17 protein-coding genes and 1 riboswitch are annotated in these 20759 nt (G+C 69.6%); of the genes, 8 read left to right on the forward strand and 9 right to left on the reverse strand.

Going from position 1 to position 20759, the window contains the following annotated elements; translation table 11 throughout:
- Positions 1-141: 141 nt before the first annotated feature.
- Positions 142-873 carry a D-Ala-D-Ala carboxypeptidase family metallohydrolase gene (locus ACIQM0_RS05665; protein ID WP_401283797.1) on the forward strand — a complete coding sequence of 244 codons (732 nt, stop codon included), beginning with the start codon at positions 142-144 and terminating at the stop codon, positions 871-873.
- Positions 874-925: 52 nt separating this feature from the next.
- On the opposite strand, the gene ACIQM0_RS05670 is transcribed toward ACIQM0_RS05665, so the two are convergent.
- Entirely contained in the window at positions 926-2848 is a 1923-nt protein-coding gene (locus tag ACIQM0_RS05670) for a family 20 glycosylhydrolase (RefSeq protein ID WP_401283799.1), read from the reverse strand.
- 91 nt (positions 2849-2939) lie between these two features.
- Positions 2940-3914: a helix-turn-helix domain-containing protein gene (locus ACIQM0_RS05675; RefSeq protein WP_401283801.1), complete on the reverse strand. Its 975-nt coding sequence runs from the start codon at positions 3912-3914 to the stop codon at positions 2940-2942.
- Positions 3915-3995: 81 nt separating this feature from the next.
- Between ACIQM0_RS05675 and ACIQM0_RS05680 the strand changes: the two genes are divergently transcribed.
- A complete protein-coding gene (locus tag ACIQM0_RS05680) occupies positions 3996-4208 on the forward strand; it encodes a hypothetical protein (RefSeq protein ID WP_401283803.1) in 213 nt (70 codons plus the stop codon).
- Here the strand turns inward: ACIQM0_RS05680 and ACIQM0_RS05685 are convergent.
- From ACIQM0_RS05685 to ACIQM0_RS05710, 6 genes are all read right to left on the reverse strand, one after another.
- The gene (locus ACIQM0_RS05685) at positions 4205-5221 is read right to left on the reverse strand and encodes a ribonucleotide-diphosphate reductase subunit beta (RefSeq protein WP_363025798.1); all 1017 of its coding nucleotides are present in this window, start codon (positions 5219-5221) and stop codon (positions 4205-4207) included. The two genes, ACIQM0_RS05680 and ACIQM0_RS05685, sit on opposite strands and share 4 nt — an antisense overlap.
- Entirely contained in the window at positions 5221-7617 is a 2397-nt protein-coding gene (locus tag ACIQM0_RS05690; RefSeq protein ID WP_401283805.1) for a ribonucleoside-diphosphate reductase subunit alpha, read from the reverse strand. Before ACIQM0_RS05690 ends, ACIQM0_RS05685 begins: the two co-directional genes overlap by 1 nt.
- A gap of 141 nt (positions 7618-7758) precedes the next feature.
- A riboswitch (cobalamin riboswitch) is annotated at positions 7759-7896 on the reverse strand.
- A 41-nt stretch (positions 7897-7937) separates the two neighbouring features.
- A complete protein-coding gene (locus ACIQM0_RS05695) occupies positions 7938-8450 on the reverse strand; it encodes a GNAT family N-acetyltransferase (RefSeq protein ID WP_401283807.1) in 513 nt (170 codons plus the stop codon).
- Positions 8451-8571: 121 nt separating this feature from the next.
- Positions 8572-10200, reverse strand: coding sequence for a monocarboxylate uptake permease MctP (gene mctP, locus ACIQM0_RS05700; protein WP_401283809.1), 1629 nt, complete (start codon positions 10198-10200; stop codon positions 8572-8574).
- A complete protein-coding gene (locus ACIQM0_RS05705) occupies positions 10197-10403 on the reverse strand; it encodes a DUF3311 domain-containing protein (RefSeq protein ID WP_037787228.1) in 207 nt (68 codons plus the stop codon). Before ACIQM0_RS05705 ends, mctP begins: the two co-directional genes overlap by 4 nt.
- A gap of 330 nt (positions 10404-10733) precedes the next feature.
- Positions 10734-11504 (reverse strand): GntR family transcriptional regulator, encoded by a 771-nt coding sequence (locus ACIQM0_RS05710; protein WP_123461562.1) that lies wholly within the window; start codon positions 11502-11504, stop codon positions 10734-10736.
- A gap of 281 nt (positions 11505-11785) precedes the next feature.
- Between ACIQM0_RS05710 and ACIQM0_RS05715 the strand changes: the two genes are divergently transcribed.
- The 4 genes from ACIQM0_RS05715 (at position 11786) to ACIQM0_RS05730 (ending at position 16609) form a co-directional block, all read left to right on the forward strand.
- Entirely contained in the window at positions 11786-13087 is a 1302-nt protein-coding gene (locus tag ACIQM0_RS05715) for a sugar ABC transporter substrate-binding protein (protein WP_363025806.1), read from the forward strand.
- A 128-nt stretch (positions 13088-13215) separates the two neighbouring features.
- Positions 13216-14211, forward strand: coding sequence for a carbohydrate ABC transporter permease (locus tag ACIQM0_RS05720; protein ID WP_385025212.1), 996 nt, complete (start codon positions 13216-13218; stop codon positions 14209-14211).
- Entirely contained in the window at positions 14208-15065 is an 858-nt protein-coding gene (locus ACIQM0_RS05725; RefSeq protein ID WP_363025809.1) for a carbohydrate ABC transporter permease, read from the forward strand. Before ACIQM0_RS05720 ends, ACIQM0_RS05725 begins: the two co-directional genes overlap by 4 nt.
- An 8-nt stretch (positions 15066-15073) precedes the next feature.
- Positions 15074-16609, forward strand: a complete 1536-nt coding sequence (locus tag ACIQM0_RS05730; RefSeq protein ID WP_401283811.1) for a glycoside hydrolase family 3 protein — start codon at positions 15074-15076, stop codon at positions 16607-16609.
- Between the two features lie 182 nt (positions 16610-16791).
- Here the strand turns inward: ACIQM0_RS05730 and nagB are convergent, their stop codons facing one another.
- Positions 16792-17577 (reverse strand): glucosamine-6-phosphate deaminase, encoded by a 786-nt coding sequence (gene nagB / locus ACIQM0_RS05735; protein ID WP_401283813.1) that lies wholly within the window; start codon positions 17575-17577, stop codon positions 16792-16794.
- Positions 17578-17795: 218 nt separating this feature from the next.
- Here nagB and ACIQM0_RS05740 point away from each other — a divergent pair, with 218 nt between their 5' ends.
- Together ACIQM0_RS05740 and ACIQM0_RS05745 are read left to right on the forward strand one after the other, a co-directional pair.
- Positions 17796-18866: an SIS domain-containing protein gene (locus ACIQM0_RS05740; protein WP_401283815.1), complete on the forward strand. Its 1071-nt coding sequence runs from the start codon at positions 17796-17798 to the stop codon at positions 18864-18866.
- Positions 18867-19226: 360 nt separating this feature from the next.
- Positions 19227-20693 (forward strand): sensor histidine kinase, encoded by a 1467-nt coding sequence (locus ACIQM0_RS05745; RefSeq protein WP_401284167.1) that lies wholly within the window; start codon positions 19227-19229, stop codon positions 20691-20693.
- The last annotated feature ends 66 nt before the right edge of the window (positions 20694-20759 follow it).

Raw genomic sequence — 20759 nt, forward strand, 5'->3', positions numbered from 1 at the left:
GGGGCCCTGCACCGGTATGCCGGGCAGGGCCCCCGCCACTTCTCCAGGCTGTCAACCACCCTTCTCCTGTGCATAGTTGACGCGCGTCGACTCGTCCGACAGTCTCTCTGTCCACACCTTCGTCGTGGTAGGGAGCCCCCCATGCTCAGACGTTCCGCAAGACTTCTGCTCGGCCTTGTCATGACCATGGCTTTCGCGTGGGGCGGGGCCGTCGTCACGGCCGGCACCGCACAGGCCGACGGCTGCTACACCTGGACCCGCACCCTGTCCTCCGGCGCCACCGGCAACGATGTCGTCCAGCTCCAGATCAGGGTCGCCGGATACCCCGGATACAACTCCGTCCTCGCCGTCGACGGCTCCTACGGACCGGCCACCACGGCCGCCGTCAAGCGCTTCCAGGCCGCCTACGGACTGGCCGCCGACGGAGTAGCCGGCCCCGCCACCCAGGCCAAGCTCTACGCGCTCCAGGACAACGACTGCACGCCCATCCACTTCACCTACGCCGAGCACAACACCTGCAACAGCACCTGGGCGGGTGGTGCCGTCGCGGCGGGAACCGCGAAAGCCAACGCGCTGAGCACCATGTGGAAGCTGGAGGCGCTGCGCCACGCGCTCGGTGACCATCCCATCCGGATCAACAGCGGCTTCCGCTCCACGCCCTGCAACAGCGCGGTCGGCGGCGCGGCCGGCAGCCGCCATCTGTACGGCGACGCGGCGGACCTGGGCGGACTTCCCCTGTGCACCATCGCCCAGCAGGCCCGCAACCACGGGTTCAACGGGATCCTCGGGCCGGGCTACCCGGACCACGGTGACCACATCCACGTGAACCAGGGGCCGAGCCACTTCTGGTCGGCGCCGAACTGCGGTATCTGACCTCCGGCACACCTGTGGGGCCCGCCGAACCGGCGGGCCCCACAGCCGTGCGTCAGGCGGACTTCGCCGTCAGGCGCGTCCCGCCCGTCGTCTGTACCGCGGCGCCGTCCGCGGCCCGCTCCGTCAGCCGGAGCTGCGAGACGGCGTTGCGCAGCACCAGCGCACCCGCCCCGGCGTCCAGCTGCCAGCGCTGGGTCCGCGCGCCCGCCGCGCAGGTGCCGAGCGACAGCTCGGCCCCCACCTCCAGCGGGGCGCCCAGGTACTTCTTCCCGCGCACCACGTCCAGGCACTGGCCGCCCGATGCCGAGCGGACCGTGTAGTACCCGTCGTCGGTCGCCGTCAGCGTCCAGCCAGCCGTCGCGCCCCGGGTCAGGGACACCCCGGAGTCCGTGCCGGGCGCGAGCGCCTTCGCGCCGGCGCCAAGCCGGTACGTGCCGTCGGCGAGCGGGGTGCGGTCGGTGTTCTCCCAGCCGGGCGCGTGACCGATCCGCCGGGCCAGGGCCTCGAAACCGGCGTACGTCTCACTGGGCTTCGGGCCGCCCCAGGTGGCCTGCGCGATGAAGCGCAGCGGCATGAACACCTTCGCCTCGACCTCGTTCTCGGTCTCGGCCGCCGCGCTGTCCGGCCAGAGGCTGATCTTCGCGCCGGTCAGGTTCGCCGCCGTGGCGGGCAGCGTCTGGCCCTCGAAGCGCAGGGGCGTCCAGTCGCTCTCGTACAGCTTCCGCGTGTCCATCGCGAAGCCGCCGCGCACGAGGTAGAGGGAGTACGCGGAGTTCATCACCGGACGGCCCTCGGCCAGCAGCTCGGACGGCTGCTGGATGGCGCCGCCGCCCAGCCAGTGCTCGACGGCGATGTCGCGGTCCAGCGGCACGATGCCGTTGTGGCCGACCAGTCCGTCGTTCCAGATCCGCAGCGACCGGCCGCCGGCCTTCACGTGCTTGTTGACCTGGTTGATGAAGTCGACGAAGAGATCGTCCGGGGTGGCCGAGGCGCCGAACCTGGCGGTCGCGGCGGCCTGCAGCTGCGGGTAGTCCGGATACGAGGAGCCGATCATGTACTCGTCGGCGCCCATGTGCCAGGTGGGGGTGTCCCACACCTTCAGGGCCTCGTCCACCAGGGACGTGTAGTACGTCAGCGCCTCTGGCCGGGAGATGTCCAGCCGGGGCGGCGAGGCGACGCCGTCCTTGTCCTTGAGCTGGAGCTCCGGGTGGTTCTCCAGGTAGGTGTCCATGTGGCCGGGGGAGTTGATCTCCGGCACCAGGTCGATGTGGTACTTCTTCGCCATCGCGACCAGGGTGCGGATCTGCGGCTTGGTGTAGTAGCCCCAGAACGCCGACTCCGGGTCGGTGTCGCTCCTGACCTTCGCCTCGATCCAGAGCTGGTTGAGCTTCTGGGAGGCCATGTCCTTCATCAGCCGCTCGAACCACGGGAGCGAGACGTTGATGTAGCAGGCGCAGACCCCGACGCCGCGCTCGCGGTACGCGGGCACGTCGGTCGCCGAACCCCGTGCCGCGCGGCCGTCGTCGTTCAGCAGCTGGAGCACGGTGCGCGAGCCGTAGAACACGCCCGTGGAGGTCGCGGCGGTGACCGTGACCCGGTCGCCGACTTCGAGCCGGTAGCCCTCGGCGCCCAACGACCCCTTCAGGGAGGCGTCCTGGCGCAGCACGATGTCCCCGGACCGGGCGGTGGACCGGACCCGCGACACCGAGGGGTGCCCGTTCAGCTCGCCCGAGAACCTCTTCGCGTCGGCGGTGGTGCGCTCCTCCCGTACCCCGTCCAGCACGATCCTGGTCCGGTCGGTGAGGGTGAACTCCCCTTCGCCGGGCTGCCACTGCCGCAGCGAGGGCAGCACCTCGGGCGGGGGCGCCGCCGCGGGTGCGTCCACGGCCGAGGCGCTCTGCCAGGGCAGCAGAGTGGCGGCGAGCGCGGCCACCACGGCCCCGATGGTCCTTCGTCTTGCCGTCCGGATGTCCATCTGTCAGACCCTGGTGCCTCGCCGGGGCCCGGTCCATGGACAGGTGAGGGAAACGGTTGGACGAATGATCGGAGGTCACCTCGCCTGAGGATCAGGCGACTTCGTTCACGGCGGAGGGGCCGCGGAAGGTCCGCCGGTACGCATGTGGTGTGGTGCCCAACGAACGTACGAACTGATGGCGCAGCGCGGCGGCGTTCCCGAAACCGGTCTGGCCGGCGATCGTGTCCATCGTTTCATCCGATGTCTCCAGGAGGTGCTGGGCCAGCAGCACCCGTTGGCGCAGCAGCCAGCGGTAGGGCGTGGTGCCCGTCTCCTGCTGGAAGCGCCGGGCGAAGGTGCGCGGCGACATGTGCGCCTGGGCGGCGAGCTGTTCGACGGTCATCTCCCGGTCGAGGTTGCGCTCCATCCAGGCGAGGGTGTCGCCGACCGTGTCGCAGCGGTCGCGGGGCAGCGGCCGCTGGATGTACTGCGCCTGCCCGCCGTCGCGGTGCGGCGGCACCACCATGCGGCGGGCGATGGTGTTGGCGGCGGCGGGGCCGTAGGCCTGGCGGACCAGGTGCAGACAGGCGTCGATCCCCGCGGCCGTGCCCGCCGAGGTGATGACGGAGCCCTCGTCCACGTACAGCACGTCCGGCTCGACGATCGCCAGCGGGAAGCGGCGGGCCAGCTCGTCGGAGTGCCGCCAGTGCGTGGTGCAGCGGCGGCCGTCCAGCAGTCCGGCCGCGCCCAGCACGTACGCCCCCGAGCAGACGCTCAGGACCCGGGCGCCGCGGTCCACGGCCCGGCGCAGGGCGTCCAGGACCTCCTGCGGGTACTCCCGGTCCATGAAGTGGCTGCCGGCCGGCACGGCGATGAGGTCGGCCTCCTCCAGGCGGTCGAGTCCGTACGGGGTGCTGATGGTGAACCCGGCGTGGGTCTGCAGCACGGGGCCCTCGGCGGAGACCACGGCGAAGTCGTGCACCGGCAGGCCCTCCTCGCTGCGGTCGAGCCCGAACACCTCGCAGAGCACGCCGAGTTCGAAGGGGTGGACCTCGTCGAGGAGCAGCGCGGCGACATTCTTCAGCATCTCCCCAGTGTGGCAGGAATTCGATGTCTTATGACAGTCCTGCCACTGACGGATTCCGCCCCGCCGGACGACAGTAGAGGCATGAACACATTCCTGAACCTCCTGGGCATAACGGCTGTTATCGCTCTTGTCCTGCTCCCGGCGCTGATCGGGATCGCCCGCGAACTCCGCATCGACCGCGCGCTCCGGGAGGCGGAACGGAGCCGGAGAACCGCACCGCCGGAAACGGCGGACGCCGCGCGGCCGGTGAAGGCCGCACGGCGTCCGTACGTCAGGAGCTGGGCGAGGGTCTAGAACTCGTCGTCGAAGCCGACCGTGCCCTCGACCGCCACCTGGTACGCGGAGGGGCGGCGCTCGAAGAAGTTCGTCAGCTCCTGGACGCCCTGGAGCTCCATGAACGAGAACGGGTTCTGCGATCCATACACCGCGGGGAAGCCCAGCCGGGCGAGCCGCTGGTCGGCGACGCACTCCAGGTACTCGCGCATGGACTCGGTGTTCATGCCTGGCAGTCCCTCGCCGCACAGGTCGCGGCCGAACTGGAGCTCCGCCTCGACGGCCTCCTTCAGCATGTCGGTGACCTGCTGCTGGAGGGCGTCGTCGAAGAGCTCGGGCTCCTCCTTGCGGACGGTGTCCACGACCTCGAACGCGAAGCTCATGTGCATGGTCTCGTCACGGAAGACCCAGTTCGTCCCCGTGGCGAGGCCGTGCAGCAGGCCGCGCGAGCGGAACCAGTAGACGTACGCGAACGCGCCGTAGAAGAACAGCCCCTCGATGCACGCCGCGAAGCAGATCAGGTTCAGCAGGAAGCGGCGGCGGTCGGCCTGCGTCTCCAGCTGGTCCATCTTCTCGACGGAGTCCATCCACTTGAAGCAGAACTGCGCCTTCTCGCGGATCGAGGGGATCTCCTCGACCGCGTCGAACGCGGCCGCCCGGTCGTCCGGATCGGGCAGATAGGTGTCGAGCAGCGTCAGATAGAACTGGACGTGCACGGCCTCCTCGAAGAGCTGCCGCGACAGGTACAGCCGCGCCTCGGGGGAGTTGATGTGCTTGTACAGCGTCAGCACGAGGTTGTTGGAGACGATCGAGTCACCGGTCGCGAAGAACGCGACGAGCCGCCCGATCATGTGCTGCTCGCCCGGCGACAGCTTGGCGAGGTCGGAGACGTCGGAGTGGAGGTCGACCTCCTCCACCGTCCAGGTGTTCTTGATCGCGTCCCGGTAGCGCTCGTAGAAGTCCGGGTAGCGCATGGGCCGCAGGGTCAGTTCGAAGCCCGGGTCGAGCAGGTTCTTGTTCTCGGATGTGCTCATTACTGGCAGGCCTCGCAGGACTCGGGGTTTTCGAGGGAGCAGGCGATCGCGTCCGCGTCGGGCGCGGCCGCCTGCTGTACGGGAATGGGGGCGGTGGCCGCGGCCCGGCCGGACGCCGCACGGGCGATCCGGGTCGCCGGGCGCGAGCGCAGGTAGTACGTCGTCTTCAGCCCCTGCTTCCAGGCGTACGCGTACATCGAGGAGAGCTTGCCGATCGTCGGCGTCTCCAGGAACAGGTTCAGCGACTGGCTCTGGTCGAGGAACGGCGTACGGGCCGCCGCCATGTCGATCAGTCCGCGCTGCGGGATCTCCCACGCCGTGCGGTACAGCGCCCGCACGTCCTCGGGGATCCACGCGAAGCCCTGCACCGAGCCGCTCGCCTCGCGCAGCGCCTCACGGGTCCGCGCGTCCCACACGCCGAGCCTCTTCAGCTCGTCCACCAGGTACGCGTTGACCTGGAGGAACTCACCGCTGAGCGTCTCGCGCTTGAACAGGTTGGAGACCTGCGGCTCGATGCACTCGTACACGCCCGCGATGGAGGCGATCGTCGCCGTCGGCGCGATGGCGAGCAGCAGCGAGTTGCGCATCCCGCTCTTCGCGACCCGGGCGCGCAGCGCGTCCCAGCGCTCCGGCCAGTTCAGCTCGGTGTCGTAGTGGTCCGGGTGCAGCACCCCGCGGGCGGCCCGCGTCTCGGACCAGGCGGGCAGCGGGCCCGAGCGCTCGGCCAGCGCGCAGGAGGCCTCGTACGCGGCGAGCATGATCCGCTCGGAGATCTTCGTCGACAGGGCGCGTGCCTCGGGGGAGTCGAACGGCAGGCGCAGCTGGAAGAAGACGTCCTGGAGGCCCATCGCGCCCAGGCCCACCGGCCGCCAGCGGGCGTTGGAGCGGCCCGCCTGCTCGGTCGGGTAGAAGTTGATGTCGACGACCCGGTCGAGGAAGGTCACCGCGGTACGGACGGTGGCGTCCAGGCGCTCCCAGTCGATGGTGCCGTCGGCGACGAACGCGCCGAGGTTGACCGAACCCAGGTTGCAGACGGCCGTCTCGCCGTCGTCGGTGACCTCCAGGATCTCCGTGCACAGGTTCGACGAGTGCACGACGCGGCCCGGCTCCGCGGTCTGGTTCGCGGTCCGGTTGGAGGCGTCCTTGAACGTCATCCAGCCCTGGCCGGTCTGTGCGAGCGTCCGCATCATCCGGCCGTACAGCTCACGGGCCGGCATCGTCTTGCGGGCCAGTCCCTTGGCCTCGGCCGCCCGGTACGCGGCGTCGAACGCGTCGCCCCACAGGTCGACCAGTTCGGGCACGTCGGCCGGGGAGAACAGCGACCAGGTGCCGTCCGTGTCGACCCGGCGCATGAACTCGTCCGGGATCCAGTGCGCCAGGTTGAGGTTGTGCGTGCGCCGCTGGTCCTCACCCGTGTTGTCGCGCAGCTCCAGGAACTCCTCGATGTCCGCGTGCCAGGTCTCCAGGTAGACCGCGGCGGCGCCCTTGCGCCGGCCGCCCTGGTTCACCGCGGCGACGGAGGCGTCGAGCGTCTTGAGGAACGGGACGATGCCGTTGGAGTGCCCGTTGGTGCCCCGGATCAGTGAACCGCGGGCACGGATACGGGAGTAGGAGAGGCCGATGCCGCCCGCGTGCTTGGACAGCCGCGCCACCTGGTGGTAGCGGTCGTAGATCGAGTCCAGCTCGTCCAGCGGCGAGTCCAGCAGGTAGCAGGAGGACATCTGCGGGTGCCGGGTGCCGGAGTTGAAGAGCGTGGGGGAGGAGGGCAGGTAGTCCAGCCGGCTCATCAGCCGGTAGAGCGCGGCGACCTCGCCCAGGGCGCGCTCGGAGTTGTCCTCGGCGAGCCCGGCGGCGACGCGCAGCATGAAGTGCTGCGGGGTCTCGACGACCTGGCGGGTCAGCGGGTGGCGCAGCAGGTAGCGGCTGTGCAGGGTACGCAGCCCGAAGTAGCCGAAGCGGTCGTCGGCGCCGTCGGCGAGGGCCTGTTCCACCAGTGCGTCGAGGGCGGCCGCGTGGAGCGTCACGAACTCGGCGGTGCGGTCCGCGATCAGGCCCTCGCGGTGCCCGACGGCGACCGACGCGGAGAAGGACGTCGCGCCCTGCCCGGCCGCCTCGTCCGCGATGGAGCGGGTGAGGAGGCGGGCGGCGAGCCGGGAGTAGGCGGGGTCCTCGGAGATCAGGCCCGCGGCGGCCTCGGTGGCCAGCGAGCGCAGCTCGGCCTCGTCCGACCGGGCGTTGCGGCCGCGCAGTGCGGCGCCCGCGACGCGTCCGGGGTCGGTGTCGGGCAGATCCGCGGTGAGGGCGGTGAGGGTTCGCAGCAACGCGGTTCCCGGTCCGTCGCTCGTGGTTCCCGTTGATTCGGCCGCTGAAACCGGATCGGCTGGCGCGATGGTCACGTGGTGCTCTCCCTCGCTCGGCTCTGGGCCGGCGGAGGAACGGGGGCAGCCGGGCGGAGCCGGGCCCTGGGCGGGGCAGCACTCCGTGCGGCGTCCACCGGCCCATCCACGAGGCCCGGACGTCTGGGCGTCCGGTTCGGTCGAGCCGGACGCGCTGTCGGCAGGTCCTCGGACTCGGGGGTGCACAAAAGCACACCGAATACACCGTTGCGGGACAGTTCCGGATTCGCACCGGATTTCCCTGCGGCGACAGCGAGCACGAGCATACATGTGGGGGCCGCCGGTTGAGGCAGCCCCCACATGTTGTGTCGCGTGACCGATCAGGAGTCCGCCGGGAACTCCAGGCGGTACGTCAGCAGCGAGAGCCCCTCGATCGGATACCAGTCCCTTTCCGGGGTCCGGACGAAGCCGAGGCGCCCGTAGATCCTATGGGCCCCGTGCATGGCCGGCTGCGTCGACAGGACGATCCCGGTGACCCCCGCGGTGGCCCGTGCCCGGTCGGTGCAGGCCCGGACGAGCGCCTCGCCCGCCCCGGCCCCGCGGGCCTCGCGGGAGACCGCGAGCATCCGGAACTCGGCCTCGTCCGGCGCCGCGATATCGGCCCAGCGGTTGCCCGGCGGCGCGTAGGTGACCCCGCCGAGCACCCGTCCCCGTGCGTCCGCCGCGACGAGCACGTCGGCCTCCGCGGCCCGCCGGGCGACGTCCCGCAGCTGCACCAGATAGGGATCGTCGGCGCCGAAGTCCAGCAGCCCGTCCCCGAGATAGGCCTCTGCGGTGATCTCGCCGAGGACCGTGTGCTCGGCGGGCGCGACCGGCCTGATGGTGATGTCCATGCCCGGAAGTCTGCCGCACTCCGCGCGCCCGTTCGAGGGAGTTCCCGGGCCCCGGCGCCCGGCACGCGAACGGGCCGCCGCACCCCGGTGCGGGGGGTGCGGCGGCCCGTGGCGCGGCGGGTCAGTGACCGCCCGGCGCCCCGGCCGTGGCCGGCGGGAGCTCGGTCTTCACGCCCGGGTCGCCCGCGTCCGCGGTGTAGTCGTCGGGCGAGGTCTCGTCGACCCCGGCAGGCGCCTTCACGGCGTTCAGGACGAAGGTGAGGACGACGGTGACCACGAGGTTCAGCACGAACGCCGTCAGGCCGATGTAGCCGATCTCGCCGATGCCGGGGATCTCCTTGGAGGAACCGCCGAAGTGCGCCTGGGTGGGGCTGGCGACTCCGTAGGCGGCGGCGGTCCCGTAGATCATGCCGACCGCCCAGCCCGCGAGGAGGGCCCAGCGGTGGAACCACCGGGTGAACAGGCCGCCGACCAGGGCCGGCATCGTCTGGAGGATCCAGATCCCGCCGAGCAGCTGGAAGTTGATCGCGACCGTCTTGTCCATGGTGAGGACGAAGGCGAGCGCGCCGACCTTCACCAGCAGCGACACCAGCTTGGAGACCCTGGTCTCCTGCGCGGGGGTCGCGTCGGGCTTCAGGAAGTCCTTGTAGATGTTCCGGGTGAACAGGTTCGCCGCCGCGATCGACATGATCGCCGCGGGGACCAGTGCGCCGATGCCGATGGCGGCGAACGCCACCCCCGCGAACCAGTCGGGGAACATGTCCTCGAAGAGCTGCGGGATCGCCAGCTGGCCGTTGTCCACCTTGACCCCGGCGGCGATCGCCATGAAGCCGAGGAGTGCGAGCAGGCCCAGCATCAGCGAGTACAGCGGCAGGATCGTGGTGTTGCGGCGGATCACGTTGCGGCTGCGGCTGGAGAGCGTCGCCGTGATCGAGTGCGGGTACATGAAGAGCGCCAGCGCCGAGCCCAGCGCCAGCGTGGCGTAGCCCCACTGCCCGTTCACACCGGGCGCGAGAGCGCCGGTCGGCTTGCCTCCCGGCGGGCCCGCGAACTTCTCCTGCGCGGAGGCGAAGATGTCGTGGAAGCCGCCGAGCTTGATCGGGATGTAGATGATCGCCACGGCGATGACCAGGTAGATCAGCCCGTCCTTGACGAACGCGATCAGCGCGGGCGCGCGCAGGCCCGAGGAGTACGTGTACGCGGCGAGCACCGCGAACGCGATCAGCAGCGGCAGGTCCTTGATGAACCAGTGGGTGTTCTCGCCGCCGCCGACGCCCATCACGTCGAGGACCGCCTGGATGCCGACGAGTTGGAGCGCGATGTACGGCATGGTGGCGAGGATGCCGGTGACCGCGACGGCGAGGGAGAGCCCCTTGGAGCCGAAGCGGCCGCGGACGAAGTCCGAGGTGGTGACGTAGCCGTGCTTGTGCGAGACCGACCACAGACGCGGCAGGAAGGTGAAGATCAGCGGGTACACCAGGATGGTGTAGGGCACCGCGAAGAAGCCGGCCGCGCCCGCCGCGTAGATCGCCGCGGGTACGGCGACGAAGGTGTACGCGGTGTAGAGGTCGCCGCCGAGCAGGAACCAGGTGACCCAGGTGCCGAACGACCGTCCGCCCAGGCCCCATTCGTCGAGGCTGGCCTCGTTCTCGGCCTTGCGCCAGCGGGCCGCCATGAAGCCGACGACCGTCACGGCCAGGAAGAAGAAGATGAAGACGCCGAGCGCGACGCCGTTCACGCCGTCCTTCATGCCGACGCACCCCCCTTGCGGGCGCGCTGGTCACGCTGCCACAGCTTGTACGCGATCATCGTGAGCGCGGTCGAGATCAGCACCCAGAGCATCTGGTACCAGTAGAAGAACGGGATACCGATGAAGGTCGGGTCGATCTTGGCGTACGAACTCACCCAGAGCATCGCCACGAACGGCGCGATGAGGCAGAGGGCGATGACCACCCGCACGGGTGTGACCGTGGGCGGCCTTCCTCCTGGGTCCGCTGGCTTTCCTTCTGGGTCTGCTGACATGGCGGCGACTCCGTCCCCTCGCTGATCACCTGTTGTAACGCGCAGGGAAATCTAAGTGAGCGCCCGTGCCAGCGTCACCCCCTGTCCGCATTGCGGTCCGGCAACGGTCTTCCACCCGGCGAAGGTTCGCCCAAATGGCCCTGCGTGCGGGTGAGTTGGTTCAGACCAATGGCGGTACGGAGGGGCTGGCCGGAGAGCGGAAAGCCCCCGTGGAAGCGCTTCCACGGGGGCTGTTCGGATGCGGTGCCGGGGCGGTGCCCTTCAGTCCAGTGGGCGCTTCAGGCGGGCCACGAACTTGTAGCGGTCGCCGCGGTAGACCGAGCGGACCCACTCGACCGGCTCGCCCTGTTCGTCCAGCGAGTGCCGGGACAGCATCAGCATGGGTAGACCCACGTCCGTGCCGAGCAGCCCGGCCTCGCTCGGGGTGGCGAGTGAGGTCTCGATGGTCTCCTCGGCCTCGGCCAGCCGCACGTCGTACACCTCGGCCAGGGCCGTGTAGAGAGAGGTGTACTTCACCAGCGAGCGCCGCAGCGCGGGGAAGCGTTTGGCCGAAAGATGCGTGGTCTCGATCGCCATCGGCTCACCGCTCGCCAGCCGCAGCCGCTCGATGCGCAGTACGCGTCCGCCGGTCGTGATGTCGAGGAGCCCGGCGAGCGTGTCGTCGGCCGTGACATAGCCGATGTCCAGTAGCTGGGACGTCGGTTCCAGCCCCTGGGCGCGCATGTCCTCGGTGTACGAGGTGAGTTGCAGGGCCTGCGAGACCTTCGGCTTGGCGACGAAGGTGCCCTTGCCCTGGATGCGCTCCAGCCGGCCCTCGACGACCAGTTCCTGGAGTGCCTGGCGCACGGTGGTGCGCGAGGTGTCGAACTCGGCGGCCAGGGTCCGCTCCGGGGGCACGGGGGTGCCTGGCGGCATCGTGTCCGTCATATCGAGGAGATGTCGCTTCAGCCGGTAGTACTTCGGTACGCGCGCGGTGCGCGTACCCGCGCTCGCGCCCGTCTCGTTCTCCGTACTGCCCCCGTCGGCACCCATGGCCCGCCTTCCCGACTGCTGCGTTGCTGCCGTCACCGGCTCCTCCGTCTGTCGCGGCTCACATGGTGGCACGGTCCGGTCACGGCTCGTCGCCCTCCCTCAGATGTCGGTCCTATAACGGACGCGAGTGCACTTCTTATACACCCTTGACACCCCTAAAGGTCTAGGCCAAGCTCCCGGTACTGGTCTAAACCATTAAAGACCAGGTTCCAGCCCCAGCAGTACTCGTCGACGTGTTTTGCGCGGTGGGCAGGGGTTGCAGCATCCCTGAGGAGGGTGGCGTGAAGCGCAAGCTCATCGCGGCGATCGGCGTCGCGGGCATGTTGGTTTCGATCGCAGCGTGTGGTTCGGACGACGACAAGGCATCGTCGAAGGACCCGAAGGACCGCAACGAATCGCTCACCGTCTGGCTGATGTCGGACGCACAGAGCACGTGGCCTGAACTGGTGAAGGATGTCAATACCCAGTTCAAGACGAAGTACCCCAACGTCAAGGTCAACGTTCAGTACCAGACCTGGGCCGACAAGGCCAAGAAGCTCGACGCCGCCCTGGCCGGCGACAAGTTCCCCGACGTCGTGGAGCTCGGCAACACCGAGACCATGACGTACATCCTCAACGGGGCACTCGGCGAGATCGACCCGAAGAAGTACGAGAACTCGGACACCTGGATCAAGGGTCTGAAGGACACGTGCGCCTTCGAGGGCAAGCAGTACTGCGTTCCTTACTACGCCGGCGCCCGCGTAGCGATCTACAACAAGGACATGTTCAAGGCCGGCACCGGCAAGGACACCCTCCCCGCCACCCAGGACGACCTGACGGCCGCGCTGGACAAGATCGGCAAGAAGTACGGCAAGGACAAGGCGTTCTCGCCGCTGTACCTGCCGGGCCGCTACTGGTACGCCGCGATGTCCTACGTCGCAGCCGAGGGCGGCCAGATCGCCAAGTACGACGAGGGCAAGAAGGAGTGGAAGTCCACTCTGTCGACCCCCGAGGCCCAGAAGGGCATCACGGACTTCGTCGACCTGGTCAAGAAGTACAACCACGGTGACAAGACGAAGGACGAGGCGGACCACGCCAACGTCATGGCCAACGAGAAGACCGCTCTTCTCTACGGCAACGGCTGGGAGGCCGGCAGCGTCGTCGACTCCAAGGCGAACGGCAACCCGAAGCTGACCGACAAGATCGGCACCGCGGGCATGCCCGGCCCGAACGGCAAGGCGCTCCCCTCCTTCATCGGCGGCTCCGACCTCGCCACCATCTCCAAGTCGAAGATCCAGGACCTCGGCGAGGAGTGGATCTCGATGTTCACCTCCGAGAAGTCGGAGGAGGTCCTCGCCTCGAAGAACATCCTTCCGAACAACACCAAGCAGCTTGAGCCCCTGAAGGCCAAGCCGGAGACCGCGGCCATCGCCAACGCCGTGCCGGACGCCTGGTTCACTCCGATCGCCCCGGGCTGGACGGCGATCGAGAAGAAGGAAACCCTCGAGATCATGCTGCTCGACATCATCAAGGGCAAGTCGGTCGAGGAGGCCACCAAGGCGGCCGACGCGGAGATCGACTCGATGATCAACAAGGAGTCCTGAGCTCTCAGGCCCCGAACCGGTGACCGCACGAGTCACCGGTTCACCTGATCGTCTGCGGGGGTGGCGGGCCCGAAAGGGCCTGTCACCCCCGCCCTCCGGTACCCGGTCCGAAACGGAAGGCAAGCACAATGAGTGCCGCCGATATGAAAGCAGCCGACCCGCCGGTGTCCGTCCCGCGGGCCCCTGAGGGTGCGGATCCTCAGCTCGCGAAGAACGTGAACCGTAAACCGCGGAAGGCCGGCGCTCTGCTGCCGTACCTCCTCATAGCACCGGCGTTCATCGCCATCGCCGCAGTCTTCGTCTGGCCCTTCATCAAGACGGTCATCATGTCCTTCCAGGACGTGGGCCGCCGCGAGCTGTGGTCCGGCTCCGCGGCCCCCTGGGTGGGCTTCGACCAGTTCACCAACATCCTCGGGGACAGCGAGTTCTGGGACGTCGTCTGGCGGACCATCATCTTCATGGTCGTCTGCGTCCTCGTCACCATGGTCGCGGGCCTCGGCCTCGCCATGCTCATGCAGCGGATGTCCACCTGGGTCCGGCTGCTGCTGACCGCCGCACTGGTCGCCGCCTGGTCGATGCCGCTGCTGGTCGCCACCTCGATCTTCCGCTGGTTCGCCGACTCCGACTACGGCGTCATCAACATGGTGCTGACCAAGTACCTGGGGATCGACGCACAGGGCCACAACTGGTTCCTCGACCCCAAGCAGGGCTTCGTCATCATCGGCGCGGTCGTCGTCTGGGGCGCCATCCCCTTCGTCTCCGTCACCCTGTACGCCGCACTGACCCAGGTTCCCAAGGAACTCGAAGAGGCCGCCTCGCTCGACGGAGCCGGCACGACAGGCGTCTTCCGCTACGTGACCTGGCCGGTCATCAAGCCCGTCTTCCAGATGGTCGCCACGCTCTCCGTGCTCTGGGACTTCAACGTCTTCGGCCAGATCTTCCTGATGCGCGGCAACAAGCCGGAACCCGAGTACTCGGTTCTCGGTATCTATTCGTTCGAGAAGGCATTCGAGTCCAACTCGTTCAGCCAGGGCGCCGCCATCTCGCTCATCACGGTCCTGCTGCTGTCCGGAGTCGCCGTGTACTACCTGCGCCAGCTGCTCAAGATCGGAGAGGTCGAGTGAGCGCCTCCACCCCCCAGGTCCTTCGCCAGGACCGCAAGAAGCACCGCATCGGCTACAACATCGCGGGCCTCGTCGCCTTCGTGCTGATGGCCTTCCCGGTCTACTGGCTGGTCATCAGCTCCCTGCGGCCGAACGCCGAGATCCGCAGCTACGACCAGACGCTCTGGCCCACGTCGATCACGTTCGACAACTTCTCCCGCGCCATCAAGCAGCCGAACTTCGGTACGGCCATCGAGTCCAGCCTGATCGTCTGCGGCGTCGCCGTGCTCGGCGGCATGCTGCTCGCCACGATCGCCGCGTTCGCGATCGGCCGCTTCCGGTTCCGCGGCCGCAAGTTCTTCATGATCGTGCTGCTCGTCGTCCAGCTGCTGCCCCCGACGGCGATGCTCATCCCCATCTACATCCAGCTCAACGACCTCGGCGGGCTGAACGAGTACTGGGGCGTCATCGTCATCTACCTCGTCTCCACGCTGCCGTTCGCGACGTGGATGATCCGCGGCTTCGTGATCAACATCCCGCCGGAGCTGGAGGAGTCGGCCATGGTCGACGGCTGCAGCCGGATGGGCGCCTTCTGGCGGATCACCTTCCCGCTGCTGGCCCCGGGTCTCGCCGCCGCGTCGATCTTCTCGCTGATCACCGCCTGGAACGAGTACCTCCTCGCCTACGTTGTCCTCCAGGACAACGACAAGTACACCCTCAACGTGTGGCTGATGAACTTCACGACCTCGCGAGGCATCGACTACGGCGCGCTGATGGCCGCCTCGACCCTGATCGCGATCCCGGTCGTGGCCTTCTTCCTGCTGGTGCAGAAGTACATGGCGACCGGCCTCACTTCCGGTGCCGTGAAGGGATAACGCCACCCATGACCACCCTCGTCTCCACCACGGACACCGTCACCCGCGACGCCCTCGCCGTTCTGCAGCCGGGCTTCACGGGCACCACCGCCCCGGACTGGCTGCTGCGCCGGATCGGCGAAGGCCTCTCCTCCGTCGGCCTGTTCGGCCGCAACATCCAGACGCCCGAGCAGCTTTCCGCGCTCACCGCCCAACTCCGCGCCGAACGCGACGACGTGCTCGTCGCGATCGACGAGGAGGGCGGCGACGTCACCCGGCTCGAGGTGCGGCACGGCTCCTCCTTCCCCGGCAACCTGGCGCTCGGCTCCGTCGACGACGTGGCGCTGACCCGAGCCGTCGCCCAGGAACTGGGCCGCCGGCTCGCCGACTGCGGTGTCAACCTCAACTGGGCGCCGTCCGCGGACGTCAACTCCAACCCCGGCAACCCGGTCATCGGGGTACGGTCCTTCGGCGCCGAACCCCAGCTGGTCGCCCGGCACACCGCCGCGTACGTCGAGGGCCTCCAGGCCGCCGGCGTCGCCGCCTGCACCAAGCACTTCCCCGGGCACGGCGACACCGCGGTCGACTCGCACCACGCGCTGCCGCGCATCGACGTCGACCTGGAAACCCTGCACGCCCGTGAACTGGTGCCTTTCCGGGCGGCGATCGCGGCGGGTTCCAAGTCGGTGATGAGCGCGCATATCCTGCTTCCCGCGCTCGACCCGAACCGCCCGGCGACACTGAGCCCGCAGATCCTCACCGGTCTGCTGCGCGAGGAGCTGGGTTACGACGGCCTGATCGTCACCGACGCCGTGGAGATGCAGGCCATCGCCTCGACGTACGGGATCGAGCGCGGCTCGGTCCTCGCGATCGCGGCGGGCGCCGACGCGCTCTGCGTCGGCGGCGGCCTCGACGACGACAGCACGGTGATCCGGCTGCGCGACGCGCTGGTCGCGGCGGTCCGTGCCGGTGAACTGCCCGAGGAGCGGCTGGCCGACGCGGCCGCACGGGTACGGGCCCTCGCGTCCTGGACGCGGCGGGCCAGGGGGGCTGTCCCGGCGCCGGGTGCGGCAGTGCAGGAGGGGACCGCGCCCGGCACCGGGGGCAGCACGGGCATCGGCTCCGACATCGGCCTGGTCGCGGCCCGCCGCGCGGTCGTGGTGACCGGCACGGCCGAACCGCTCACCGGGCCGGCGTACGTCGCCGCGCTCACCCCGGTCGCGAACATCGCGGTCGGCGACGAGACGCCCTGGGGTGTCGCCGCCGAACTGGCCCGGCTGGCACCGGGAACCGGGACGGACACGTACGACGGCGAGCACGAGGCCCTCGCGGCCGATGTGCTGCGGGCCGCGGGGGAGCGGCGCATCGTCGCGGTCGTCCGTGACGCGCACCGCCACCCGTGGATGACCGAGGCCCTGGACGCGCTGCTGACGGCCCGTCCGGACACGATCGTGGTCGAGATGGGCGTCCCCCAGGCCGAGCCCAGGGGCGCCTTCCACATCGCCACCCACGGAGCCGCGAGGGTCTGCGGCCGGGCAGCGGCAGAGGTCATCACCGCCGTCTGAACCTCTCCCCCAATCGCCGGGCGGCCAAATCAAGCCCGTCCGGCGATCGAGGACAGGACCTCGCGCCAAATCAAGCCCGTCCGGCGATTGAGGACAAGGCGTCCACCACGACGCACCCGCACAGACGTGAGAGGGGCCGGACACCACGCGGGTGTCCGGCCCCTCTCACGTACCGCAGAGGACTAAATACCCTGCCACAGCGGCTTCGCCGCATACGTGGCGCGGAAGTAGTCCGCCAGCTTCAGCTTCGACGCCGCCGCCTCGTCGACCACGATCGTCGCGTGCGGATGCATCTGCAGCGCCGAGGCGGGCACCACCGAGGCCACCGGCCCCTCGACCGTCTGCGCCACCGCCTCGGCCTTGCCCTCGCCCGTCGCGAGCAGGATCGGGTGGCGGGACTCCAGGATCGTGCCGATGCCCTGGGTGATCACGTGGTGCGGCACCTGCGTGATGTCGTTGTCGAAGAAGCGCGCGTTGTCGACCCGGGTCTGCTCGGTGAGCGTCTTGATCCGGGTACGGGAGGCGAGCGAGGAGCACGGCTCGTTGAAGCCGATGTGGCCGTCGGTGCCGATGCCCAGCAGCTGGAGGTCCACCCCGCCGGCCGCGGCGAGGGCCTTGTCGTAGGCCTCGCAGGCGGCCTGGACGTCCTCGGCGGAGCCGTCGGGGCCCATGAACGAGGCCTCGGACAGCCCGAGCGGCTCGACGACCTCGCGCAGCACCACGGAGCGGTACGACTCCGGGTGGCCCGCCGGCAGCCCGACGTACTCGTCGAGCTGGCAGATGCGGGCGCGCGAGGCGTCCACGGCACCGGAGCGGACCTTGTCCGCCAGCGCCTGGTAGATGGGCAGCGGGGTCGAGCCGGTGGCAACGCCGAGAAGGGCGTCGGGCTTGCGGCTCAGCAGAGCGCCGATGGCCCCCGCGATCAGTTCGCCGCCTGCCTTGGCGTCCGGGACGATGACAACTTCCACGCGGGGCCTGCCGATCTGGAGTGACTACATGTGGTATAGACCAATCAAACTCCTAATCTAGCAGACCGCGGGCACGGGGACACAGCCCCCGGGTACCCGTCCGGCGAACTGCGGACGACGCGTGCCGCAATCCCGCCGGGCGCCGTCCGCTGGCGGGTCCGCGGGGCCCCGTGTTCGACTTGGCCGACGCATCGGCACATCCCCGGGAGGCACCAGACATGTCCGCCACGTACCCGGCAGGCGAGGGGGAGCTGCCCGGCCGGATCATGTCCGGCGAGATGGCCGAGCAGCCCGCGATGCTCCGGCGCATCCTCGGCGAGGGGGCCCCTGCCATCCGGGCGGTGGCGGCGGAGATCGCGGCGCGGAGGCCGCGCTTCGTCCTGCTCACCGCCCGCGGCACCTCGGACAACGCCGCGCTCTACGCGAAGTACCTGATCGAGATCAGGCTCGGACTGCCCTGCGGTCTGGCCTCGATGTCCACCACCACCGCGTACGGCGCGAAGCCGGACCTCAAGGACGTCCTGGTCGTGACCGTCAGCCAGTCCGGCGGCTCACCCGACCTGGTGGCGTCCACCAGGGCCGCGCGGGAGGCCGGTGCGGTGACGCTGGCCGTGACCAACAACCCGGACTCACCGCTCGCCGCGGTCTCCGAGTACCACATCGACATCCTGGCGGGCCCGGAGAAGGCCCTGCCGGCCACCAAGACGTACACCGCCTCGCTGCTGTCCCTGTACCTGTTCGTGGAGGGGCTGTGCGGCGGCGACGGTGCGGCGGCCGCGATCCTGCCGGAGCTCGCCGAGGCGATCCTGGGCCGCGGGGGCGAGGTCAGGGCCCTGGCGTCGCGCTACCGCTTTGCCGAGCGCATGGTGATCACCTCGCGCGGCTACGGCTATCCCACGGCCAAGGAGGCCGCCCTGAAGCTGATGGAGACGAGCTACATCCCCGCCCTCTCCTACTCCGGCGCCGACCTGCTGCACGGCCCGCTCGCCATGGTCGACAACATCTCCCCGGTCATCGCCGTGGTCACCGACGGCCGGGGCGGCGAGGCCCTCCAGCCGGTCCTCGACCGGTTGCGCGGACGGGGCGCCGACCTCTTCGTGGTCGGCCCGAAGGCCCAGGTGGAAGCGGCGTCAGCGGGCTTCGTGCTGCCGACGGCGGGGGTCGCGGAGGAGGTCCAGCCGATCCTGGAGATCCTGCCGCTGCAGATGCTGGCGTACGAGGTGACGATCGCCCGCGGCCAGGACCCGGACGCCCCGCGCGCGCTCGCGAAGGTCACGGAGACGCACTGACCGGGGCCGGACGGCCCGGAAGACACCCGCGGGCCGCGGCGCCGGGCCGGGACCCTCAGCCCGACCAGCACCGCAGCCCGGAGTAAGACCGCCCGCGGGCGGTCCGCCCGGCCGGCGGTGTGCGGTGCCCCCGGCCTGGGAGAGGTACCGGCGCAGTCAGGGCAGAGAGCGCGGGTACCTCGATCCGCTCTCCTGTGCGGGGAGAGCGGAGGCTCTGTCTTCTGCATTGTGGACTAGACCATTCGCCCCTGTCCATCCGTGGGGCACGGCAATTTCCGGCCCTCTTGTCCACACGTGCGGCGGGGTCGTCCGGTTCGGTACCTGTGCGCATCCACAGGTACGCTCGCACGCGTGCCCTCCATGAACGACCTCGTCCGCCAGCACACAGCCCTGAGTGACACCGACCTCGAGTGGCTCCATCTGCTGGTCTCGGAGTGGCAACTGCTCTCCGACCTCTCCTTCGCCGACCTGGTCCTCTGGGTCCCCACCCGCGACGGCACCCGCTATGTGTCGGTCGCCCAGATGCGGCCCAACACCGGCCCCACCTCCTACCAGGACGACATGGTCGGCCATCTGGTGCCGCGCGGCCGCCGTCCGCTGCTGGACGCGGCGCTGGACGAGGGCCGGATCGTGCGCGAGGGCGACCCGGAGTGGCGCGAGGAGGTGCCCGTACGGGTCGAGTCGATCCCCGTACGCAGGGAGGGCCGGGTGCTGGGTGTCATCGCCCGCAACACCAACCTCCTCACCGTCCGCACCCCGTCCCGGCTGGAACTCACCTACCTCCAGTCCGCCTCCGACCTGGCCCAGATGATCGCCGCCGGATCGTTTCCCTTCCCCGGCCAGCAGGTCGACATGGACGCGTCGCCGCGGGTCGGTGACGGGCTGGTGCGGCTCGACGCCGACGGCGTCGTCCAGTACGCCAGCCCCAACGGCCTCTCCGCGTACCACCGTCTCGGCCTCGCCTCCGACCTGGTCGGACAGCACCTCGGCGGGATCACCGCCGAACTCGCGCCCTCGCGGGGGCCGGTGGACGAGGCGCTGGTCAAACTCGCCAGCGGTTACGCGCCCCGTGAGTTCGAGGTCGAGTGCGCGGGCGGGGTGATCCAGCTCCGGGCCATCCCGCTCAAGCCCAAGGGGATCCGGATCGGCTCCCTGGTCCTGCTCCGCGACGTCACGGAACTGCGCCGCCGCGAGCGCGAGTTGATCACCAAGGACGCCACCATCCGGGAGATCCACCACCGGGTGAAGAACAACCTCCAGACGGTGGCCGCCCTGTTGCGGCTGCAGGCCCGCCGGATGGACTCCGAGCAGGGCCGTGAGGCCCTCAACGAGGCGGTGCGGCGCGTCGGTTCGATCGCCATCGTCCATGAGACGCTGTCCCAGAATCTGGACGAGCGGGTGGAGTTCGACGAGATCGCCGACCGGGTCATCGCCATGGTCGCCGAGATCTCGCCGGGCAAGGTGACCTGCCGCCGTACGGGACGCTTCGGCATTCTCGACGCCGAAGTGGCCACCCCGCTCGCGATGGTCCTCACCGAAGTGCTCCAGAACGCGCTGGAGCACGCGTTCGGAGTCGCCGAGTCCGGCACGGTCGAGGTCTCCGCGGTGCGGGGCGGTTCGCCCACGGAGGGCCGGCTGCTGATCACCGTTCAGGACGACGGGTGCGGCCTGCCCGAGGGGTTCGACCCGCAGCGCACCGGCAATCTGGGCCTCCAGATCGTGCGGACGCTGGTGGAGGGCGAGCTGAGCGGGACGTTCGGCATGGTGCCGGCGCCCGAGCGCGGCACCCAGGTCATCCTCGACATCCCGGTCCGCACCGACAAGTAGCACCGCGCGTTCACGCCGACCGGTGTGAACGCGAGCGGTCCGGACATCCGCACAGCAGGAAGCCCG

Source organism: Streptomyces sp. NPDC091387, from assembly GCF_044756945.1.
GTDB lineage: Bacteria > Actinomycetota > Actinomycetes > Streptomycetales > Streptomycetaceae > Streptomyces.